Here is a 21,358-nt window from a genome sequence, read left to right as displayed (position 1 = left end):
GCCCCCGGGTGGTCTCCGTCTAGTTCGCGGGCCGGCGGGGGGCGTTACACTCCCCCACCCCTCGACTCTACACAGCGTCCGCGTCGCACATCGTCTTGATCGCGCGGCGCAGCCAGCGGTGTGCCGGGTCGTTGTCCATGCGCGGGTGCCAGGCCTGCACCAGGGCCACCGTGCGCACCGCTACCGGCAGCGGGAACATGCGCAGCGGCAGCCCCATGTAGGTGATGCGATCAAGCATGACGCTCGGCATCTGCGGCAGCACCAGATCCGACGATGCCGCCGCGAAGATCGCGCCATGGAAGGTGGGGATCACCATCGCCACCCGTCGGGCCAGGCCCATCTGCGCCAGCTCCTCATCAATCGGCCCACGGGCGATGCCGCGCCGCGAAACGGCGATGTGGTCGCAGGCAGCAAAGCGCTCGGCGGTGATGTCCCCATCGAACAGCGGATGATCCTCGCGCGCCGCACCCAGCAGCGCCGTGGTGAACAGGTTCTGCACCTTGGTTTCCGGCGTGTGCTTGCCGGCGGTGCTGATGAACAGGTCGATCCGGCCCTGCACCATCGCATCATCGTCGGTATCGCCTTCAGGCATGAAGCGCAGCGTGCAGCGTGGCGCCTGCTGGCGAAACACCTCACGCAGGCGACCGCCGTAGCTGCCGATGAACACATCGTTGGCGCGGATGCTGAAGGTGTGCTCCAGGGTCTGGATATCCACTTCGCGGCCATCATGGAACACCCGGTGCGCCTGCTCGATCACATCGCGCACCTGCTCGCGCAGCTCCAGCGCACGCGGGGTCGGCGCCAGCCCGCGGCCGGCCCGCACCACCACCGGGTCGCCGAGCGCCTCGCGGATCCGCCCGAGTGTGCGGCTCATGGCCGGGGCACTGAGGTTCATGCGCCTCGCCGCGCCGGCGACGCTGCCTTCGTCCAGCAGGACGTCCAGGGCGAGCAGCAGGTTCAGGTCAGGCAGGGGCATGGCAGTCTCCAACAAGTGGAGTGACTCTACGACACCCTTGGTCAAAGTCGATTGCATCCCGTGCATGTATTGCCTGCGCCGCACGGCATGGGTGAACGGCGCGGCATGGGCGACCATTTCCCCCTGCCAAGGAGCCCCCCAATGTTCACAACCCTGCTGGTCGCCCTCGACGGCGGCCCCCAGCACGACACCCTGCTGGACCTGGTCACCCACGTCGCCGGACCGCGCAGCCGCATCCACCTGCTGTGCGTGATCGATCCGGAGTTCGCCCTGCCCGCCGATGCCAGCGATGCTGACCGCCGCGAGTACCCCGCCGCCGAGCGCCAGCGGGCGAAGGCCGAAGGCCTGCTGCAGGACGCCATCGCACACCTGCGCGAACGTGGGGTGGATGCCCGCCCGCTGCTGCCGGCGGGCGATCCCGCCGAGGTGATCAGCACCCAGGCGCGCGAGCTGGGCGCCGACCTGATCGTGATCGGCCATCGCCACCTGTCACGGCTGCAGCGCCTGCTCGACAGCTCGGTGGCGCAGTGGACGCTGGACCACGCGCCGTGCCCGGTGCTGGTGGAGACGCGCGGCGGCTGACCCGACCAGAAGGCTGCCAACCAAGGCTGGCAACTACCGGTGTCCGGCCCTGGTAGATGCCAACCTTGGTTGGCGCTTTTGCAAAAAGGCTGCCAACCAAGGTTGGCAACTACCCGCCCTGCGTCCGCCTCAGCAGTCGATCACGCCTTCCCCGCCGCTCTCGTCGTCCAGCACCCGTGCGTGCAGGGTCACCTGGTTGCGGCCGGCGCGCTTGGCGGCGTACAGCCCGGCATCGGCATCGGCCAGCAGCTGGTCGGCGCTGGCCGTGGCGGGCGGGTGCAGGTAGGCCACGCCGATGCTGATGCTGACCGGGCCTTCGGGCAGGCTCAGTGCCTCCACCGCCATGCGCAGCCGCTCGGCCAGCGCCAGCACGTCCGACAGCTGACTGCCCGGCACGATCACCGCGAATTCCTCGCCGCCATAGCGCGCCACGCTGTCGGCGGCACGTCCGGCGGTGGCCTGCAGCACCGCCGCTACCGCGCGCAGGCAGCGATCGCCGGCCGGGTGGCCGTGCTGGTCGTTGAATGCCTTGAAGTGGTCGATGTCCACCAGCAGCAGCGCCAGCTGGGTGCCGCTGCGGCGGGCACGGTTCCACTCGGCCTGCAGCATGGTGTCGAACTGCCGCCGGTTGGCCACGCCGGTCAGGCCGTCCTGCCGCGCCAGCTGGTCCAGCCCGACCTGGCGCTCCAGCAGGTCGATCTGCAGCAGGGTGCTGCGCAGGCCGAAGCCCAGCGTGGCCACCACGAACCCGGCCACCGCCAGCGGCCGCGCGTGGTCCACCACCAGGGTACCGACCACCAGCAGCAGCAACGGCAGGATCATCGGCCCACCGGCCTGCACCAGCCGCGACAGGCGCGGGTGCAGCACCCGCCCCGGCACCGGGGAACGGCGCAGGGCCACCCCCGCCAGCAGCAGGAACGGCACGTCGATCAGCAGGTCGTTGTAGGTACCAAAGGACTGCTCGGCGGTGTAGTGGTTGATGTAGTACGCCACCACCAGGTAGCCCAGCGCATACAGCGCCAGTGCACGGAAGAACGCACGACGCTCGGGCACGTCGCCGGCCAGCCAGCGCACCACCGCGAAGGCAGCGATGCACAGGTTCTGGATGTCGAACATGTGCTGCATGTTGGCCATCGCCTGATCATCGGTGTCGATGCGGTCGGCGAAGGACTGGGTGTGCACGAAGAACAGCACGCCCAGCAGGGCGGCCATCAGCCCGTCGATAAGGCTGATGGTCCAGCGCTCGCGGCGCGTTCGGGCCAGGATGAAGACCAGCGGCACGCCGTACAGCACGTACAGCAGCAGGCTGGCGCTGGGGGTGATGTTGGAGCGGCCGGCGCTGAGCGCATCGACCATGTTGAAGCCCATGCCACCGGCCCACAGCAGCAGGGCCAGCGCGATGGCACGCCAGCCCAGCGCCGCACGGTCGCGCTGGGCCCGCCACAGGCAGGCGGCCGCGGCCAGCAACGGTGCCGCGGTCAGGAAGGCGAATGACCCGCCACCGGCCGTCCCGGGCCAGAACGCCACGACCAACCCGTGGCACAGCACGTACAGCAGCGCCAGCACGACCGGCATGCACTCCCCCCGTCCGTAAAGCCGTATGCGCGCACCATAGCGCAGGCCGCGGCCACTGCGGCGTGATCCGCTTTGAAAAACGATCCGCAGCGCTCTTGGGGGCCGCCTGGAAGCCGCTGGGCAGCCGCGGCCTGTAAATGCGAAAATCCCCCGCATCCCAGCGAGCGCCTACGCGCCGGCCCCGAGAACCCGTGAAAACCCCCGAAGCACTGCGCGCGCTGATCGACGACGGCGTGATCGATGAAGTACTACGCCCGCTCAAGAGCGGCAAGGAAGCGGCCGTGTACGTGGTACGCAGCGGCGACGAAGTGCGCTGCGCCAAGGTCTACAAGGACATGGCCCAGCGCAGCTTCCAACAGCGCGTGCAGTACCAGGAAGGCCGCAAGGTGCGCGGCAGCCGCGAGGCGCGTGCGGTGGGCAAGGCCAGCAAGTACGGCCGCAAGCAGCAGGAGGCGGCCTGGAAGAACACCGAGGTGGACGCGCTGTACCTGCTGCGCGATGCCGGCGTGCGCGTGCCCGAGCCGTACGGCTACTACCACGGCGTGCTGGTGATGGAGCTGGTCACCGATGCCGAGGGTTTCTCCGCCGCCCGCCTGGGCGAGGTGGAGCTGGAACCGGAGCAGGCCCGCCAGTTCCACCAGACCCTGGTCCGCCAGGTGGTGCGCATGCTGTGCTGCGGCCTGATCCATGGCGACCTGTCGCCGTACAACGTGCTGGTCGGTCCCGATGGCCCGGTGGTGATCGATTTCCCGCAGGTGGTCAGTGCCGGCGGCAACAACGCCGCGCGCAGCATGCTGCTGCGGGATGTGAACAACCTCACCGCCTACCTGGGCCGCTTTGCACCCGAACTGCTGGACACCTGGTATGGCGAAGAAATGTGGGCACTGTTCGAGGCTGGCAGCCTGCTTCCGGACAGCGAACTCACCGGCACCTTCGTGCACGATGAATCCACCATCGACCTGGACAGCGTGCGCCACGCCATCAACGATGCCCGCGAAGAAGCCCTGATCCGCCAGCAGGGCCGTGAAGCGGCGGAAGAAGACGACGACCGGTAGCGTCGAGCCTGCTCGACTGCTGCTTCCGTAGAGCCGAGCCCACGCTCGGCTGCTCTGCTGCCCAGTCGAGCAAGCTCGACGCTACCGAAGGCCAGCCGAGCATGGGCTCGGCTCTACAACTCAGGCCTTCAGCGCTCGGGCGTGATGGGCGACGTGCTCGCCGATGAAGCTGGCGATGAAGTAGTAGCTGTGGTCATAGCCCGGCTGCAGGCGCAGGGTCAGCGGGTGGCCGACGGCCTCACAGGCCTGCTGCAAGCGCTCGGGCTGCAGCTGGTTCTGCAGGAACTCATCGCCATCGCCCTGGTCGACCAGCAGCGGCAGGCGCTCGCTGGCGGTGGTCACCAACGCGGTGGCATCCCATTGCGCCCACTCGTCCGGGTTGTTGCCCAGGTAGGCAGTGAACGCTTTCTGGCCCCACGGCACCTGGCTCGGCGCCACGATCGGCGAGAACGCCGACACGCTGCGGTAGCGGCCCGGGTTGCGCAGCGCCAGCACCAGCGCGCCGTGCCCACCCATCGAATGGCCACTGATCGCCCGCGCATCGCTGGCCGGGAAGTTCGCTTCGATCAGCGCCGGCAGTTCGTGCACGACGTAGTCGTGCATGCGGTAGTGCTTCGCCCACGGCTGCTCGGTGGCGTTGAGGTAGAAGCCTGCGCCCTTGCCCAGGTCGTAGCCTTCGGCATCGGCCACGTCATCGCCGCGCGGGCTGGTGTCCGGCGCCACCAGGATGACGCCATGCTCGGCGGCGTAGCGCTGCGCGCCGGCCTTGGTGATGACGTTCTGCTCGGTGCAGGTCAGCCCGCTCAGCCAGTACAGCACCGGCAGGGTCTGCGTGGCGGCCTCCGGCGGCAGGTACACGGCGAACTGCATGTCGCAGCCCAGCGTGGTGGAGTGATGGCGATAGACGTCCTGCCAGCCGCCGAAACAGGCGCGATGTTCGATGCGTTCCATGGAGTGCTCCCAGCGGCGGCAGGCACGCGGCCTGCCGCCTGGCGTGATTCAGAAGTGGACGACCGAGCGGATCGACTTGCCTTCATGCATCAGGTCGAAGGCTTCGTTGATCTTGTCCAGGTCCATGGTGTGGGTGACGAACGGGGCCAGTTCGATATCGCCCTTCATCGCGTCTTCCACCATGCCCGGCAGCTGGCTGCGGCCCTTCACGCCGCCGAAGGCGGTGCCCATCCACTTGCGGCCGGTGACCAGCTGGAACGGACGGGTGGAGATCTCCTGGCCGGCACCGGCCACGCCGATCACCACGCTCTGGCCCCAGCCACGGTGCGCGCATTCCAGCGCCGCACGCATCACGCTGGTGTTGCCGATGCACTCGAAGCTGTGGTCCACGCCCCAGGTGGTCATTTCAACGATGACCTGCTGGATCGGCTTGTCGAAGTCCTTCGGGTTGATGCAGTCGGTGGCGCCGAACTCGCGGGCCAGCTCGAACTTGGACGGGTTGGTGTCGACCGCGATGATGCGGCCGGCCTTGGCCTGGCGCGCACCCTGGATGACCGCCAGGCCGATGCCGCCGAGGCCGAACACGGCCACGCTGTCGCCTTCCTGCACCTTGGCGGTGTTGTGCACCGCGCCGATGCCGGTGGTGACGCCGCAGCCGAGCAGGCAGACGTGTTCCGGGTTTGCATCAGGATTGATCTTCGCCAGCGACACCTCGGCCACCACGGTGTACTCGCTGAAGGTCGAGCAGCCCATGTAGTGGTAGATCGGCTCGCCGTTGTAGCTGAAGCGGCTGGTGCCGTCGGGCATCACGCCCTTGCCCTGGGTGGCACGCACCGACACGCACAGGTTGGTCTTGCCGCTCTTGCAGAACAGGCATTCGCCGCACTCGGCGGTGTACAGCGGAATCACGTGGTCGCCCGGCTTGACGCTGGTCACGCCTTCGCCCACTTCCACCACGATGCCGGCGCCTTCATGGCCCAGCACCACCGGGAACAGGCCTTCCGGATCATCGCCGGACAGAGTGAACGCATCGGTGTGGCAGACACCGGTGTGGGTGATCTTGACCAGCACTTCGCCGGCCTTCGGCGGGGCGACGTCGATCTCGACGATCTGCAGCGGCTGGCCGGGACCAAAGGCGACGGCGGCACGGGATTTCATGGCGGACTCTCCAAAAGACAGGCAGTAAGAGGATGGGCGGCGCTATGTTGCGCCGTTGTTTATTTCAGGTATGAGCGGATCAGCCCGCTCATCTCGCGCACGCGTTCGGCACGTTGTTCGTCGGAAGTGGCCGGCTGGCCGAATTCCTCGCGCAGGTGGGCTTCCATCACCTCGGACATCAGGCCGTTGACCGCGCCACGGATGGCCGCGATCTGCTGCAGCACCGGCCCGCAGTCGGCGCCGGCCTCCAGCGCGCGGTCCAGCGCATCGCACTGGCCGCGGATGCGGCGCACGCGGGCCAGGACCTTCTTCTTCTCTTCAGGGGAATGCGGCATGGCGGGCCACCTGCGGAACTATACTGGGGGATAGTATACACAGGCGACGGCGGGGCTCAATCCGCGGGCGATCGAAGGCGTTCAGTCGAACGCGCCCGCCGCGGCCAGCCGGGTCAGTTCATCCACCACGAAGCGTACTTTCGGCCGCAGGTGGCGGGTCGGCGGCCACAGCGCGTGGATCTCGATGTGCCGCTGCATGCACTCGTCCAGCACCGATTGCAGGGCACCGGACTGCAGGTGCCGGCGGACCAGCGAGACCGGCATCTGGCAGATGCCGAGCCCGGCGATGGCACCGTCGATCACCGCATCGCCATCGTTGAGCTGGTGGGTGGCCTGCGGAATGAAGGTGCCGGCCTCCCCCTCCACACCTACCCGCCAGGCCACCGGCTGGCCGTGGCGGTAGCCGACGATGCTGCGGTGCTGGCGCAGCTCGTCCACGCTGCGCGGCACGCCGTGCGCCTGCAGGTAGGACGGCGCGGCGCAGGTGACCAGGCGCTGGCTGCCTAGCCGGCGCGCCACCAGGTGCTCGGCCTGCTGCAGGCCACCAAAGCGGATCAGCAGGTCGATGCCTTCCTCGATCGGGTCGACGAAGTGGTCGGTGAAGGTCACCGTCAGCTGCAGGTCGGGGTACTGCTGGCACAGCTTCAGCAGCACCGGCATCACCACCAGGCGCCCGAAGGATGAAGGCATGTCAATGCGCAGGCGTCCGCTGGGCAGGTGCGCGGCCGAGCCCAGGCACGCCTCGGCGGCGGAGATCTCATCCAGCGCGGCCGCGCACGAGGCGTAGTAGGCCTCGCCGTCGGTGGTCAGCGAGATGCGCCGGGTGGTGCGGTGGAACAGGCGCACGCCCAGCCGCGCCTCCAGCCGGGCGATCGCCTTGCCCACCGCCGAGCGCGAGATGCCCAGCGCCTCGGCCGCCTCGGTGAAGGTGCCGGCGCGCGCCGTGGTAACGAAGGTCACCAGCCCATTCAAGGATTCCACGGGCAGCATCTGCCGTCTCCATTGGGGACTCGATGTCCCGGCACGAGGGAAATCGAAGCTCTTTATGTGCCTGGATGTCAACTCCATCCTGTGTGCATGGCGCCACGGGCGCCCTCCCCCATACCGAGATGACCGAGATGACCGACCTGCTGTTCCGCCCCTTCGACCTGGCGGGAACCCCGCTGCACAACCGCATCGCCATGGCGCCGATGACCCGTGCCCGCAACCCGGGCGCCGTGGCCAACGAGCTGACCGCGCAGTACTACCGGCAGCGCGCCAGCGCCGGCCTGATCATCAGTGAAGGCACGCCGGTTTCGGCGCAGGGCCAGGGCTACATCGACGTGCCGGGCATCTGGTCGGCCGAACAGGTGGCGGGCTGGAAGCGGGTGACCGACGCGGTGCACGCCGCGCGGGGCACGATCTTCGCCCAGCTGTGGCACGTCGGCCGCATGTCGCACAGCTCGCTGCAGCCCGACGGTGGCCAGCCGGTCAGCGCCGGTACGCGTGCGGTGGGCAGCGACCCGCGCAACTTCGCCTTCGTGTACCTGGATGACGGCAGCCGCGGCCGCGTCGATCCGACCCCGCCGCGCGCCCTGCGCACTGATGAAGTGCCGGGCATCGTCAACGACTTCGTGCGTGGCGCGGAAAATGCCATTGCCGCAGGCTTCGACGGCATCGAACTGCACGCCGCCAACGGCTACCTGTTCGAGCAGTTCCTCAACCCACTCACCAACGATCGCCAGGATATGTACGGTGGCTCGCTGCACAACCGCGCACGGCTGATCCTGGACACCGTGGATGCGATGGCCGCAAGCATCGGCGCGCACCGCGTCGGCGTGCGCCTGGCACCGAACAGCCAGGTCTTCGATATGCCGGCGTATGCCGAGAACGAAGCCAGCTACCTGTACCTGGCCGAAGAACTGGGCAAGCGCGGGCTGGCCTATGTGCATCTGAATGACAACTACCTGCGCGGCGAGCGCGCCATCGGCGAAGACTTCCTGAAGGCCTTCAAGCAGGCCTACGGCGGCACCGTGCTGCTGGCCGGCGGCATGACCCGCGAGTACGCCCTGCGCCTGGTCGACGAAGGCACGATCGACATCGCCGCCTTCGGCCAGCCGTTCATCGCCAACCCGGATCTGGTCGAGCGCCTGCAGCAGGACATCGCACTGGCCGCGCCGGATCGCGACACCTACTACGGTGGTGGCCGCGAGGGTTATCTGGATTACCCGGCGGCAAGCTGATCGAGCATGGGGTCGGATCCCTTTCCAACGGAAAGGGCTCTGACCCCTGGTTCGGCGAAGAAGGGGTCAGAGCCGCGCTGCGCGCGGATCCGACCCCTGCCTTCAAGCGCCCTCGCGCACGTAGGCGAACGACTCGTCCAGCCGCGGGAAGCCGATCACCTGCTTCACCAGCGCCTGCGCTTCCTCTTCGGTGATCCGCCGTGCGGCGATGTCATCGGTGCGGGCAAACAACGCCTCCAGCGCCGCCAGCTGGTCGGCGCGCAGCCAGCCGCGGTGGCTGCCCAGCCAGGCCTGCAGGTTGGCGGCCAGATCGCCTTCGACCAGCGTCGTGTACTCCGCTTCCAGTTCCGCCACCGCCTCGGCCATCTTGCGGAACAGGAAGTCCTGCAGGTTGGCGGCCAGCACGTCGGCACGGTCGTCGTCGTGCCAGACCAGCAGCACCGGCGCTTCGGCGAACCCCGGCGCGTTGGTCCAGAAACAGTAGGTATCGCCCGCACCACTGCGTGCGAACGGCAGCAGCTGCAGGTCCTCGCGCAGCGGGTTGTAGTGGTCCTCGGCGGTCAGGTCTTCCCAGGCTTCGCGCAGTTCGCCCTGTTCGATCGGCTCGAACTCGTTGGCGTGCAGCAGCAGCGGCGGCTTCGCCAGCAGGGGGGGAAACACTTCGCGGAACCACGGGTTGCCCAGTGCCCCTCAGTCGCCGCGCCCTTCGGCGGCGATCTGATGAAACAACGGCGGAAAGGCCTGCCCGGTGGCCTGTTCGATATCGGAAAGCGTGCTCATGGAGGTCCCTGTCGAAAGCAGTCGCCTACCTTGCCTGAATCCCGCCGACAGATGAACCGGCAGCCCGCTGCGGCAGGTCCAGACTGCACGCAACCGGCCGCCGCAGATCCCTGCCATGGACTCCCCCGCCCGCACCTTCATCGTCAACATCGATGTGCCCGACCTGGCCGCTGCCGAAGCGTTCTACGTTTCAGCCTTCGGCCTGCGCGTCGGCCGCCGGCTGGGGACCGGCGCGCTTGAACTGCTCGGTGGTCCCACCCCGCTGTACCTGCTGCAGAGTGATGCGGGCAGCGTGGCCACCGACGAGGGCGACGTGCGCGATTACGAGCGGCACTGGACGCCGCTGCACCTGGACTGGGTGGTGGAAGACATCAGCGTCGCGCTGTCACGCGCGGTGGCCGCCGGCGCGGTCATCGAACTGCCGGTGAGTGAACACCGCTGGGGACGGCTGGCGGCGCTGGCCGATCCGTTCGGGCATGGGTTCTGCCTGATCCAGTTCGTCGGCCTCGGGTATGACGCGCTGGTGGAGTGATTGGCCACGCAGGCGGGTGCCGACCGTTGGTCGGCACTGCATCCCGCCTCACTCCCGCAACATATCCACGAAGGCGCGCAGCGCCGACGCCATCTGCCGCTGCTTCGGGTAATACAGTACGAAGCCGGGAAACGGTTCACTCCAGTCCTGCAGCACCGCCACCATCGTCCCGGCCTCGAGATGCGGGCGCGCGGCATCTTCCAGCACGTAGGCCAGGCCGAATCCATCAAGCACCGCGCGCATGATGGTGGTCTGCTCGCTCAGCGTCAGCCGACCGCGCACGTCGATCTCCAGCGACTGCCCATCGCGATCGAACTGCCACTTGTACAGGTGCCCACTCGCGAAACGGAAGCGGATGCATTCGTGCTGCAGCAGGTCGCGCGGGTGCTGCGGCGCCGGGTGCCGCCGCAGGTACTCCGGCGAGGCTACGATCATGCCGTGCAGCGCCGGCCCCAGCGGCACCGCCACCATGTCCTCGGGTACGAACTCGTGCAGGCGCACGCCGGCATCGAAGCCGTCGGCGACGATGTCGACCAGTCCATCGTTCTCGGTCAGCTCCAGCCGCACATCCGGGTGCGCGCGCAGGAAGCGGGTCAGCCGCGGACCGAGCTGGGTCGGCACCGCCGCACGCGCCGCGTTGATGCGCAGCAGGCCGGTCGGGCTGTCCCTGAACTTGTTCATCTCTTCCAGCGCGTCGTGCACCTGGCCCAGCGCCGGCTGCAGCCGGTCCAGCAGGCGTTGCCCGGCCTCGGTCAGGGCCACGCTACGGGTGGTCCGGTGGAACAGGCCCACGCCCAGCCGCTCCTCCAGCGCGCGGACCGCATAGCTCACCGCCGAGGTCGACAGGGTCAGCTCGCCACCGGCCTTGCGGAAGCTGCGGTGGCGGGCCACGGCGGCGAAGGCGGCCAGGTGGGAGAGATTGTCAGAGGCCATTGTGCAGTCTGCCTTGATGAATCATGCCGATATCCGGGCTTTGTAGCCCGGTACGAGGGGCGTATTGTAAAGCGCCTTTCGACAAACCCCGCCAAGGATTCCCCCATGTCCCTCGCCCATGGTTATGCGGTACGTACCAACACCGCCCCGCTCGAGCCCTTCACCTTCGAACGTCGCGCCGTCGGCTCCAACGACATCCGCATCGAAGTGCTGTACAGCGGCATCTGCCATTCCGACCTGCACCAGGCCCGCGACGACTGGGGCGGCGCCGAGTACCCGATGGTGCCGGGCCACGAGATCATCGGCCGCGTGGTCGAAGTCGGCCCGTCCGTCACCACCCTGAAGGTCGGCGATTTCGCCGGCGTCGGCTGCATGGTTGATTCCTGCCGCCACTGCGATGCCTGCGACCACGACCTGGAGCAGTACTGCGAAAAGGGCCCGACCTACACCTACAACAGCCACGACCGGAACACCGGCGAGCTGACCATGGGCGGTTACTCCGACCACATCGTGGTCGAGCAGCGCTTCGTGGTGAAGGTCTCTGAAAAGCTGGACCTGAAGGCCGCCGCGCCGCTGCTGTGCGCCGGCATCACCACCTACTCGCCGCTGCGCCACTGGAAGGTCGGCCCGGGCCAGAAGGTGGGCGTGATCGGCCTGGGTGGCCTCGGCCACATGGGCGTGAAGTTCGCCAAGGCGATGGGCGCCACCGTGGTGATGATCACCACCACCCCGGAAAAGGGTGCCGACGCCAAGCGTCTGGGTGCCGACGAAGTGCTGGTCTCGCGCGACGCGGAGCAGATGAAGGCCCACGCCAACAGCTTCGACTTCCTGCTCAACACGGTGCCGGTCAGCCATGACACCAATCCGTACATGAGCCTGCTCAAGCGCGATGCCACCATGTGCCTGGTCGGCGTCATCACCGAACTGGACCCGCCGCTGATGGGTGGCACGGTCATCTTCGGCCGCAAGCACGTCACCGGCTCGGCCATCGGCGGCATGGCCGAAACCCAGGAAATGATGGACTTCTGCGCCGAGCACGGCATCGTCAGCGATGTTGAAGTGATCAACATCAAGGACGTGAACCAGGCCTGGGAGCGCATGGCGAAGAACGATGTGCGCTACCGCTTCGTGATCGACATGGCCACCATCAAGGCCTGATCGTTACGCAGATCTTCTGCGCGCAACACCCGCCGGGCATGGCCCGGCGCTACCGAACCCTGGCAGGTAGCGCCGGGCCATGCCCGGCGGGCGCGTTCTCAGTACGCGAACTCGCGGAACACCGGATCGACGTCGCCATGCCATCGCCCATGGAACAGCGCCAGCTTGCGCTCAGCCGGGGTCAGGCCGGATTCGACGATCTCCTGCAGCACGTCCAGGAACTTGCTTTCGTCCTGGCCATCGGCATTGCGCGCACCACGGCGCTTGAGGCCTTCCACGGAAATCTTCACCGCTTCGCGGGCCAGGTCGCGCACGGTGCCGTTGCGGAACGGCAGGCCCATCGCGTACTTCGGCACGCCGTCGCGCAGCGCGTGGCGCTCGGCCAGGCTGAAGTCGCGCACCAGGTCCCAGGCGGCATCCAGCGCGGTGTCGTCGTACAGCAGGCCCACCCAGAACGCCGGCAGCGCACACAGGCGGCTCCACGGGCCACCGTCGGCACCGCGCATTTCCAGGTACTTCTTCAGGCGCACTTCCGGGAAGGCGGTGGTCATGTGGTCCGACCAGTCGCGCAGCGTGGGCAGCGCACCCGGCAGCACCGGCAGCTTGCCCTGCATGAAATCGCGGAAGCTCTGCCCGCTGGCGTCGTGGTAGATGCCATCGCGGTAGGAGAAGTACATCGGCACGTCGAGCAGGTAATCGACATAGCGCTCGTAGCCGAAGCCCTCCTCGAACACGAAGTCGAGCATGCCGGTACGGTCGGCGTCGGTGTCGGTCCAGATGTGCGAGCGGTAGCTCAGGTAGCCATTCGGCTTGCCTTCGGTGAACGGCGAATCGGCGAACAGCGCGGTGGCGATCGGCTGCAGCGCCAGCGACACGCGGAACTTCTTCACCATGTCCGCTTCGGTGGCGTAATCCAGGTTGACCTGCACGGTGGAAGTGCGGGTCATCATGTCCAGGCCGAGCGAACCGACCTTGGGCATGTACGAACGCATGATCCTGTAGCGGCCCTTGGGCATCCACGGCATTTCATCGCGGCGCCACTTCGGCTGGAAGCCCATGCCGAGGAAGCCGAGCTGCAGTTCGCCGGCCACCTGCGCCACTTCGTTCAAGTGGGTGCCGGTTTCCACGCAGGTCTGGTGGATGGTTTCCAGCGCCGCGCCGGACAGTTCCAGCTGGCCGGCCGGTTCCAGCGTCACCGAGGCGTTGTCACGCAGCAGGGCGATGGTGTTGCCGTTCTCCTGCACCGGCTCCCAGCCGAAGCGGGTCAGGCCGTTGAGCAGGGCTTCGATGCCACGCTCGCCCTCGAAGGTCGGCGGACGCAGGTCATCCAGGCGGAACCCGAACTTCTCGTGCTCGGTACCGATGCGCCACTGCGCACGGGGCTTTTCGCCGGAGGCAAGCACCTCGACCAGCTCCGAGCGGTCGGTAATGGGCGTATCGGCGACGTGGCTGGGGCTCGACAAGGGGAGGACTCGCTGGACAGTGGCAGGGGATGTGGGGCTGGGAGCCTTCCATCGCAAGGGCGCACTATAGCGTGGCGGCCCTTCGCAGCATGCGACGGTGACGGGTTTCAGCATCCTACCGACGACCTCTTGACCCCCGTACACTCAGGCCATGAGCCGCCATTCACGACATCCGGAACTGCACCGCGCCGACCGCGTCGGCTGGCTGCGCGCCGCCGTACTGGGGGCCAACGATGGCATCGTCTCGGTCGCCGGCCTGGTGGTCGGCGTGGCCGCCAGCGGTGCCTCGGCCAGCACGATCCTGGCCACCGGCGTGGCCGGCACCGTGGCCGGCGCGATGTCGATGGCCGCTGGAGAATACGTTTCCGTGCAGACCCAGGCCGACACCGAGGCGGCCGACCTGGCCGTGGAAATGCGCGAACTGCACGAAGACCCGCACAGCGAACTGGACGAGCTGACCGCGATCTACCGCCATCGCGGCTTGGAGCCGGCACTGGCCCGGCAGGTGGCCGAACAGCTGACCGCACTCGACGCGCTGGGCGCGCACGCGCGCGACGAACTCGGCATCACCGACACCCTGCGCGCACGCCCGCTGCAGGCCGCGCTCGCCTCGGCCGGTGCGTTTACCTGCGGCGCCGCACTGCCGGTGCTGACCGCCCTGTTCGCCAGCGCGGAGAAGGTCACCGTGGCCACCACCGCCAGCACCCTGATCGGCCTGTGCCTGACCGGCGCGATGGCCGCCCGTGCCGGTGGCGCGCCGCCGGTGCGCGGCGCGGTGCGGGTGATGTTCTGGGGCGCGCTGGCGATGGCCGCCGCCGCGGGCATCGGCAAATTGCTGGGAGCCCACTTGTCATGACCACGATGCCGCCCCCTGACATTGCCCTGCTGGCCGAGATGGCCAGCTTGGCCGGCTGCGACCGTGCCGAAGGCTATGCCTGCATCACCGCGCGTCGCGAGCACGGGGCCAGTTCGGTGGAGATACCGCAGCCGCAGTTCGCCATCCTGCTGGAAGGTCGCAAGCAGGTGCGCACCGCGCACCAGGCGCTGGACTACGTGCCCGGCGACATCCTGCTGGTTACCCAGCGCTGCCGCATTGATGTGGTGAACACGCCCGACCCACGCACTGGGCGCTATCTGAGCGCCATCGTGCCGCTGTGTGCCGAGGCCCTGACCGCCGCCCGCACGCTGTGGAACGAACCGCTGCCATCGCCTGGTGCCAGCGTGGCGCGGCTGGCCCTCCACGACCATGGCACGCTGCTGCGGCAGTGGCGGCATCACCTGCAGGACGGCCACTACAGCGAAGCACGCTTGGCTCTGGCCAGCCTGGTACTGTCGTGGTGCCGCAAGGGACACGGCAACCTGCTGCTGCCGCAGGCGCCCACGCTGGGCGAACAGATCCGCGACCGCATCGCCATCGATCCCGCGCGCAATTGGCAGTCGCGCGATGTGGAAGACCAGTTCGCGCTGAGCGGCGCGACCCTGCGCCGGCGCCTCGCCGCCGAACGCACCAGCCTGCGCCAGTTGCTGACCGAAGCGCGGCTGGCCCACGGCATGACGCTGCTGTACACGACCGATCTACCGCTGAAGACAGTGGCCGCCCGCGCGGGGTATCGCTCGACGGCGAGTTTCAGCAAGCGCTTTGCCGAGCAGTACGGGCTGGCTCCGACAGACATCTAGGGTGGGGTCGGCAGGGCTTGCAGCCCTGCACCTGCTTCAATCAACGGCAACGTCAAAAGCCAGAGCGGCATTCCGTGGGATGGCGGGGCACTGTGGGTGTGCGGGGACGGCGCAAGTACGTCCATGTAGCCTTGGTCGCCGCATCCATGCGGCTCACACCCCGCAAACCCACAGTGCCCCGCCTTCGACAGTTGGCCGGCGGCTGATGGTGGGTGCCGACCGTTGGTCGGCACATCTGTTGGATATCGAATGAATTCATCCACGCATGGCGTGGATCTACTGCCACAGGCGGTTGGTAGGTGTCGACCTTGGTCGACACATCTGTCAGTCATCGATATCCGACCCCGTGCCGACCAACGGTCGGCACCCACCAATTGCAGCTGGCACCAACAGCCGCGGGAAACTGTCGAAGGCGGGGTGGGTCCGGTTGAGGGGGTGTGAGCGGCATTGATGCCGCGACCAAGCCTACATGGACGTACTTGCAGCGTCCCCCTCAACCGGACCCACCCCGCCTACCCTCAGGAGACCAGCTTCTGCCGTTGCTTCGGCAGTTGACGTTGCTTCTGCGGGTGCAGGGCTGCAAGCCCTGCCGCACACACCCCCTCTGAGCATTCCACGCAGTGGTTTGAGCGCATCGCGCGCGCGCCACCCGGCACGCTGCACGGCAACGGAATCCCCCGCCTTGCCGAGTCCCTCATGAACCTCCATCACCTGCCCCTGCACGCCGCGCTGCTGCTGGCACTGTCCTCCCTGCCGCTGGCTGCCCTGGCCGAAGCCACCTCGCCGCCCCCCGCCCAACAGGTGCCGGGCGTCTACCACCAGCGCGTCGGCGCCCTGCAGGTCACCGCCCTGTTCGATGGCGTGGTCGCGCTGGGCCGCCAGGAAGTGGTTGGTGTCGCGCCCACCCTGGTCACCCGCCTGCTCGATGGCCGCTATGTACCCGAAGACAGCAAAGGCCTGCAGACCGCGGTCAACGCCTTCCTGGTCCGCCAGGGCAACCACCTCACCCTGGTCGACACCGGGACCGCGCAGTGCTTCGGTCCCGGCCTGGGCCAGGTGCTGGGCAACCTGCGCGCGGCTGGCGTGGACCCGGCCGAGGTGGACGACGTGCTGCTCACCCACGCCCACCCGGACCACCTGTGCGGCGTGCTGGATGCGCAGGGCCAGCCCGCCTATCCCAATGCCACCGTGTGGCTGTCCAGGGCCGATGCGGACTACTGGCTGGACCCGGCCAGCGAAGCCGGTGCGCCGGAGGGCGTGCGTTTCGCCTTCCCATTGGCCCGCAACGCGGTGGCGCCGTATCAGGCCAGCGGTCACCTGCGCACCTTCCAGCCCGGCGATGCCCTGCCCGGCGGGGCGGTCGCGATGGACAGCCACGGCCATACCCCCGGCCATGTCTCCTACCGGTTCGACAGCCAGGGTCAGTCATTGCTGGTGTGGGGGGATGTGCTGCACTTCCACGCGGTGCAGTTCGCGCACCCGGAAGCGGCCTTCGAGGCCGATGCCGACCGCAAAGCCGCCATCGCCAGCCGTCGCGGGCTGCTTGAGCAGGCCACCGCCAAGGGCTGGTGGGTGGCCGGTGCGCACCTGCCGTTCCCCGGCCTGGGCCATGTGCGCCGCGAGGGCGAGGCCTATGCGTGGGTGCCGGCGGAGTATTCGCCGTTGAAATGAAAGGTCGCCGGGCATGGCCCGGCGAGCGCAGCGGAGACGCCTTACGCCAGCCCCAGCCAGCCGCCGATCACACCGCGGGCTTCGTCCACGCCGGTGCGGTCCTCACCGGAGAACACCTGCACGCTGACGCTGTCGCCGTAGGCCGAGTGCAGCTCCTTGCGCACCTTCTGCAGGGTCTGCATCTGCTGGCTGCGGCTGAGCTTGTCGGCCTTGGTCAGCAGCGCGTGCGCGGGCATGCCACGCTGCACGGCGTAGGACAGCATCTGCCGGTCGTAGTCCTTCAGCGGGTGGCGGATGTCCATCACCACCACCAGGCCCTTGAGCGCTTCGCGGGTGCGGAAATACCGGTCAATGAAGGCCTGCCAGTGCGCCTGCAGGTCCAGCGGCACCTTGGCGTAGCCGTAACCGGGCAGGTCGACCAGGTGGGCTTCCGGGGTGATCTGGAAGAACACCAGCTGCTGGGTGCGGCCGGGGGTCTTGGACACGCGGGCCAGGGAGTTCTGCCGGGTCAGCGCGTTGAGGGCGCTGGACTTGCCGGCGTTGGAGCGGCCGGCGAAAGCCACTTCGGCCCCTTCATCGGGCGGCAGCTGCCGCACGTTGTGGGCCGAGAGGTGGTAACGGGCGCGTTCGATGAGCAATGACATGTGCCTAGGATCGCATGTTGCGGCGCCGCGCGCCCGTTCCCGGCGCCGCTGGCCGGGAAAATGCTGCACTGCTGCGTTGACCGTGCGCGGAAACGGCGTTGATAATCCGGGCGATGCCGGCGGCCACGCCCCGGCCCGGTCCATACGGAGCTTTAGCATGCGCCACGCTCGCGTTCTTGCCGTATCCGCTCTTGCCACCGCCGTTGTCGTTGCCGCCGCTGCGTTCGCGCAGACCACGCTGACCCCGCTGCCCGACAACGGGCCGATCCGCACCGCCTCGCTGGAAGTGGATTTCAGCAAGACCACCTGGGGCGACGCCAAGGCCGGCCAGACCAAGGCCTCGGCCTGCGCGGCCTGCCATGGGGCGGACGGCAATTCCACGGTGGAGATGTACCCGTCCATCGCCGGCCAGAGCGAACGCTACGTGGCCCAGCAGATGGCCCTGATCGCCAACGGCCAGCGCAGTTCCGGTGCGGCGGTGGCGATGGTGCCCTTCGTGCAGAACCTCAGCCCGCAGGACATGCGCGATATCGGCGCGTTCTTCGCCACCCAGAAGGCCACCGCCGGCATCGCCGACGATAGCGCCGTGGCCGACGGCCCCTACAAGGGCATGAAGTTCTACGAGATCGGCCAGCAGCTGTACCGCGGCGGCGACGCCACGCGCGGCCTGCCGGCCTGCATGGCCTGCCACGGCCCCAGCGGCGCCGGCAACCCCGGCCCGGCCTACCCGCACATCGGCGGCCAGCACGCCAGCTATGTCGCCCGCCGCCTGCAGGAATACCAGGCCGGGCAGACCAACGAGACCGACAAGGCGCATTTCCAGATCATGGCCGCCGTCGCCCAGAAGCTGAGCGAGCAGGAAGTCCAGGCGCTCTCCAGCTACCTGCAGGGCCTGCACAACAAGGCCGATGACATCGTCGCCGAGGCCAGCGCCACGCAACCGGCCGCCGCCCCCTGACCGCCACTGGTCGGCCCGGGTCGCCACGGCGGCCCGCGGCTGCGGTATGTTTCCTTCACGCCGGCGGCTGCGCCGGCGTTGTTATTTTCAATGGAGATGCGTGTCGATGAGGTTGATTCCCCGCCTTCTGCTGTCCCTGCTGGTGATGCTGCCGCTGGCCGCCTGCGCCGCCACCCCCGCCAATGCCCCGCTGGTTGAAGGCAAAGACTACGAGCGCATCGCCAAGTCCGGCCCGTTCCAGCCGCTGGCCGGCAAGATCGAAGTCGTTGAAGTGTTCGGCTACACCTGCCCACACTGCGCCCACTTCGAGCCGCAGCTGGAAGCCTGGGCCGCCAAGCTGCCGGCCGACGTGCGCTTCACCCCGGTCCCGGCTGCCTTCGGCGGTGCCTGGGATGCCTGGGCCCTGGCCTATTACGCGGCCGATGAAGTGGGCGTTGCCAAGCGCAGCCACGCCGCCGTGTTCAAGGCCCTGCACGAGGACGGCTCGCTGCCGATGCAGAACGTCTCGGCCGATGAGCTCGCCACCTTCTATACCGCCTATGGCGTGAGCGCCGACCGCTACAAGCAGGCCCTGCGTGGCGATGCGGTGCAGAAGAAGGTCGCCGAAGCCCGGGCTTTCGCCCAGCGCACCCAGGTGCCGGGCACCCCGGCCATCATCATCAACGGCCAGTATCTGGTCCGTGGCAACAGCTTTGACGACCAGCTGCGCGTCGCGTCCAAGCTGATCTCCGAAGCCCGCGCCCGCGGCGGCCGCTGAACCAATCCCGACCATCGACACGGCGCTGTCGCCGCCGCATGTCATCATTTCCCCCTGGCCGGCGCCTGCCGCTGGCCCCACCTTTCCAGATGCTGGAGACCTTTCAATGAAGACCCGTATCGCTGCTTTCGCACTTGCAGCCCTGCTGCCGATCCTGGCGGCCTGCAAGGCCGACGACGGCACCACCAACACCACCGCCCCGGCTGAAGCGGCCGCCACCCCGGCTGCCGCCGAGCCTGCCGCGGCCCCCGCCACCGAGCCGGCTGCCGCCACCGATGGCGCTGCCCCGGCCGCCACCGAAGCCGCTCCGGCCGCCGCACCGGCCCCGACCACCACCGCGCTGACCGGCCCGGCCCCGGTGGAAGGCAGCGACTACCAGGTGATCAGCAATGGCCAGCCGTTCCAGCCGGCCGCCGGCAAGGTCGAAGTGGTCGAGATCTTCGGCTACGTCTGCCCGGCCTGCGCCGCCTTCCAGCCGCTGGTCGGCCCGTGGAAGGCCGGCCTGCCGAGCGACGTGAACTTCGTCTACGTGCCGGCCATGTTCGGCGGCACTTGGGACAACTACGCCCGTGCCTTCTACGCCGCTCAGACCCTGGGCGTGCAGGAGAAGACCCACGAAGCGCTGTACGCCGCCATCCACTCGCAGCAGACCCTGAAGGGTGAGCGCGGCGCCGACTCGGTCGACGACATCGCCAAGTTCTACGCTGGCTACGGCGTGGATCCGAAGCAGTTCGCCGCCACCATGGGCAGCTTCGCGGTGAACGCCAAGACCAACTCGGCCAAGCAGTTCGCCCAGCGCAGCGCGATCAGCGGCACCCCGTCGATCATCATCAACGGCAAGTACCTGGTGAAGGGCAAGAGCTTCCCGGACATGCTGCGCATCGCCGACCACCTGATCGCCCGCGAACGCGGAGCGGCCCAGGCTCACTGATCCAAGAGAAAGCATTACCGGCCGTGACTTCCCCCCCCACACGGACCCTGCGCTTGCTGACGGCCAATATCCAGGCCGGCTCCAGCACCCGCCGCTACAGCGACTATGTGACCCGCAGCTGGTCACATGCGCTGCCGGCGGGACGCAAGCGCAGCAGCCTGGACGCGATCGCCACCCTGGCGCGCGGCCATGACATCGTCGGCCTGCAGGAGGCCGACCCGGGCAGCCTGCGGTCGGGCTTCACCAACCAGACCCACTACCTGGCCCAGCGTGCCGGCTTCAATTACTGGAGCCACCAGCCGAACCGGCGCATGGGCGGGGTGGCGTCCAGCGCCAACGGCCTGCTGAGCAAGCTGGAACCGGTGGAAGTACAGGACCACGCCCTGCCTGGCCGCATCGGCGGGCGCGGCGTGCTGCTGGCCAAGTTCGGCGATGGCGAGGACGGCCTGGCCGTGGCGGTGGCCCACCTGTCACTGGGTGCGGGTTCGCGGATGTCCCAGCTCGGCTTCATCGCCGAGCTGCTGTCCGACCATCCCAACGCGGTGCTGATGGGCGATTTCAACTGCCTGGCCGAGCGCCCGGAAATGCAGGTGCTGTACCAGAAGACCCGGCTGCAGCCGCCGGGCTGCGTGGTGCCGACCTTCCCCAGCTGGCGCCCGGACCGGGCCATCGACCACATCCTGGTCAGCAGCAGTCTGCAGACCCGCAGCGTGGAGGCCGTACCGGCCGCGTTCTCCGACCACCTGGCCCTGGCCATGGCCATCGACGTCCCGGCCGAAGCCCTGCGCTGAGCCACCGAACGGGTGGGCGTGCGATTCTGCTGCAGACGCTGGAGCGCCAACATCTGCAGCAATATCGGGATCGCGCTGGCGCTACTACCGGCTGTGTAGAGTCGAGCCTGCTCGACCGCTGTTGCCCCTGCCGTTGTAGAGTCGAGGGGGGGGGGGCGGGGGGGGGTGTGCGGGCGGGGAGGGGGGGCGCGGCACGACGGAAACAACAA

General features: G+C 68.3%; 22 protein-coding genes. 12 read left to right on the top strand and 10 right to left on the bottom strand.

The window, feature by feature from the left end:
* Positions 1-67: 67 nt before the first annotated feature.
* On the bottom strand, positions 68-976 hold the full coding sequence (locus FJU31_RS01430; protein WP_150453187.1) for a LysR family transcriptional regulator: 909 nt from the start codon (positions 974-976) through the stop codon (positions 68-70).
* 141 nt (positions 977-1,117) lie between these two features.
* Between FJU31_RS01430 and FJU31_RS01425 the strand changes: the two genes are divergently transcribed.
* Positions 1,118-1,558, top strand: a complete 441-nt coding sequence (locus tag FJU31_RS01425; RefSeq protein WP_150453186.1) for a universal stress protein — start codon at positions 1,118-1,120, stop codon at positions 1,556-1,558.
* 129 nt (positions 1,559-1,687) lie between these two features.
* Here FJU31_RS01425 and FJU31_RS01420 read toward each other — a convergent pair whose 3' ends face one another.
* A complete protein-coding gene (locus FJU31_RS01420; RefSeq protein WP_150453185.1) occupies positions 1,688-3,133 on the bottom strand; it encodes a GGDEF domain-containing protein in 1,446 nt (481 codons plus the stop codon).
* A gap of 191 nt (positions 3,134-3,324) precedes the next feature.
* Here FJU31_RS01420 and FJU31_RS01415 point away from each other — a divergent pair, with 191 nt between their 5' ends.
* Entirely contained in the window at positions 3,325-4,188 is an 864-nt protein-coding gene (locus FJU31_RS01415; RefSeq protein WP_150453184.1) for a PA4780 family RIO1-like protein kinase, read from the top strand.
* 120 nt (positions 4,189-4,308) lie between these two features.
* Here FJU31_RS01415 and fghA read toward each other — a convergent pair whose 3' ends face one another.
* From fghA to FJU31_RS01395, 4 genes are all read right to left on the bottom strand, one after another.
* The gene (gene fghA / locus FJU31_RS01410; RefSeq protein ID WP_150453183.1) at positions 4,309-5,139 is read right to left on the bottom strand and encodes an S-formylglutathione hydrolase; all 831 of its coding nucleotides are present in this window, start codon (positions 5,137-5,139) and stop codon (positions 4,309-4,311) included.
* Between the two features lie 48 nt (positions 5,140-5,187).
* Positions 5,188-6,297 carry an S-(hydroxymethyl)glutathione dehydrogenase/class III alcohol dehydrogenase gene (locus tag FJU31_RS01405; RefSeq protein WP_150453182.1) on the bottom strand — a complete coding sequence of 370 codons (1,110 nt, stop codon included), beginning with the start codon at positions 6,295-6,297 and terminating at the stop codon, positions 5,188-5,190.
* Positions 6,298-6,356: 59 nt separating this feature from the next.
* Positions 6,357-6,632 (bottom strand): metal/formaldehyde-sensitive transcriptional repressor, encoded by a 276-nt coding sequence (locus FJU31_RS01400; RefSeq protein WP_079223297.1) that lies wholly within the window; start codon positions 6,630-6,632, stop codon positions 6,357-6,359.
* Positions 6,633-6,713: 81 nt separating this feature from the next.
* On the bottom strand, positions 6,714-7,622 hold the full coding sequence (locus FJU31_RS01395) for a LysR family transcriptional regulator (protein ID WP_150453181.1): 909 nt from the start codon (positions 7,620-7,622) through the stop codon (positions 6,714-6,716).
* Positions 7,623-7,750: 128 nt separating this feature from the next.
* Between FJU31_RS01395 and FJU31_RS01390 the strand changes: the two genes are divergently transcribed.
* Entirely contained in the window at positions 7,751-8,854 is a 1,104-nt protein-coding gene (locus tag FJU31_RS01390; RefSeq protein ID WP_150453262.1) for an alkene reductase, read from the top strand.
* Between the two features lie 102 nt (positions 8,855-8,956).
* Here the strand turns inward: FJU31_RS01390 and FJU31_RS01385 are convergent, their stop codons facing one another.
* Positions 8,957-9,514 carry an SMI1/KNR4 family protein gene (locus tag FJU31_RS01385; protein ID WP_246161179.1) on the bottom strand — a complete coding sequence of 186 codons (558 nt, stop codon included), beginning with the start codon at positions 9,512-9,514 and terminating at the stop codon, positions 8,957-8,959.
* A 235-nt stretch (positions 9,515-9,749) separates the two neighbouring features.
* On the opposite strand from FJU31_RS01385, the gene FJU31_RS01380 reads away from it, so the two are divergent.
* A complete protein-coding gene (locus tag FJU31_RS01380) occupies positions 9,750-10,166 on the top strand; it encodes a VOC family protein (RefSeq protein WP_150453180.1) in 417 nt (138 codons plus the stop codon).
* Positions 10,167-10,214: 48 nt separating this feature from the next.
* On the opposite strand, the gene FJU31_RS01375 is transcribed toward FJU31_RS01380, so the two are convergent.
* Positions 10,215-11,099 carry a LysR family transcriptional regulator gene (locus FJU31_RS01375; protein ID WP_150453179.1) on the bottom strand — a complete coding sequence of 295 codons (885 nt, stop codon included), beginning with the start codon at positions 11,097-11,099 and terminating at the stop codon, positions 10,215-10,217.
* 105 nt (positions 11,100-11,204) lie between these two features.
* On the opposite strand from FJU31_RS01375, the gene FJU31_RS01370 reads away from it, so the two are divergent.
* Positions 11,205-12,257 (top strand): NAD(P)-dependent alcohol dehydrogenase, encoded by a 1,053-nt coding sequence (locus tag FJU31_RS01370; protein WP_150453178.1) that lies wholly within the window; start codon positions 11,205-11,207, stop codon positions 12,255-12,257.
* 98 nt (positions 12,258-12,355) lie between these two features.
* Here FJU31_RS01370 and FJU31_RS01365 read toward each other — a convergent pair whose 3' ends face one another.
* The gene (locus FJU31_RS01365) at positions 12,356-13,720 is read right to left on the bottom strand and encodes a glutamate--cysteine ligase (protein ID WP_150453177.1); all 1,365 of its coding nucleotides are present in this window, start codon (positions 13,718-13,720) and stop codon (positions 12,356-12,358) included.
* Between the two features lie 151 nt (positions 13,721-13,871).
* On the opposite strand from FJU31_RS01365, the gene FJU31_RS01360 reads away from it, so the two are divergent.
* From FJU31_RS01360 to FJU31_RS01345, 3 genes are all read left to right on the top strand, one after another.
* The gene (locus tag FJU31_RS01360) at positions 13,872-14,576 is read left to right on the top strand and encodes a VIT1/CCC1 transporter family protein (RefSeq protein ID WP_150453176.1); all 705 of its coding nucleotides are present in this window, start codon (positions 13,872-13,874) and stop codon (positions 14,574-14,576) included.
* Positions 14,573-15,397: a helix-turn-helix transcriptional regulator gene (locus tag FJU31_RS01355; protein WP_150453175.1), complete on the top strand. Its 825-nt coding sequence runs from the start codon at positions 14,573-14,575 to the stop codon at positions 15,395-15,397. Before FJU31_RS01360 ends, FJU31_RS01355 begins: the two co-directional genes overlap by 4 nt.
* Before the next feature lie 696 nt (positions 15,398-16,093).
* Positions 16,094-17,068, top strand: coding sequence for an MBL fold metallo-hydrolase (locus tag FJU31_RS01345; RefSeq protein WP_150453174.1), 975 nt, complete (start codon positions 16,094-16,096; stop codon positions 17,066-17,068).
* 41 nt (positions 17,069-17,109) lie between these two features.
* Here the strand turns inward: FJU31_RS01345 and yihA are convergent, their stop codons facing one another.
* On the bottom strand, positions 17,110-17,712 hold the full coding sequence (yihA, locus tag FJU31_RS01340; protein ID WP_079223317.1) for a ribosome biogenesis GTP-binding protein YihA/YsxC: 603 nt from the start codon (positions 17,710-17,712) through the stop codon (positions 17,110-17,112).
* 157 nt (positions 17,713-17,869) lie between these two features.
* On the opposite strand from yihA, the gene FJU31_RS01335 reads away from it, so the two are divergent.
* From FJU31_RS01335 to FJU31_RS01320, 4 genes are all read left to right on the top strand, one after another.
* Entirely contained in the window at positions 17,870-18,670 is an 801-nt protein-coding gene (locus FJU31_RS01335; RefSeq protein ID WP_150453173.1) for a c-type cytochrome, read from the top strand.
* Between the two features lie 106 nt (positions 18,671-18,776).
* Positions 18,777-19,427 carry a thiol:disulfide interchange protein DsbA/DsbL gene (locus FJU31_RS01330; RefSeq protein WP_150453172.1) on the top strand — a complete coding sequence of 217 codons (651 nt, stop codon included), beginning with the start codon at positions 18,777-18,779 and terminating at the stop codon, positions 19,425-19,427.
* A 106-nt stretch (positions 19,428-19,533) separates the two neighbouring features.
* Complete coding sequence (locus FJU31_RS01325; protein WP_150453171.1) at positions 19,534-20,358, top strand: thiol:disulfide interchange protein DsbA/DsbL; 825 nt, start codon at positions 19,534-19,536, stop codon at positions 20,356-20,358.
* A gap of 53 nt (positions 20,359-20,411) precedes the next feature.
* Positions 20,412-21,149, top strand: a complete 738-nt coding sequence (locus tag FJU31_RS01320; RefSeq protein WP_174213557.1) for an endonuclease/exonuclease/phosphatase family protein — start codon at positions 20,412-20,414, stop codon at positions 21,147-21,149.
* The last annotated feature ends 209 nt before the right edge of the window (positions 21,150-21,358 follow it).

Source organism: Stenotrophomonas cyclobalanopsidis (assembly GCF_008710035.1).
GTDB lineage: Bacteria > Pseudomonadota > Gammaproteobacteria > Xanthomonadales > Xanthomonadaceae > Stenotrophomonas > Stenotrophomonas cyclobalanopsidis.
The sequence above is the reverse complement of the archived record's forward strand: the minus strand, read 5'-3'. Positions and strand labels throughout refer to the sequence as shown.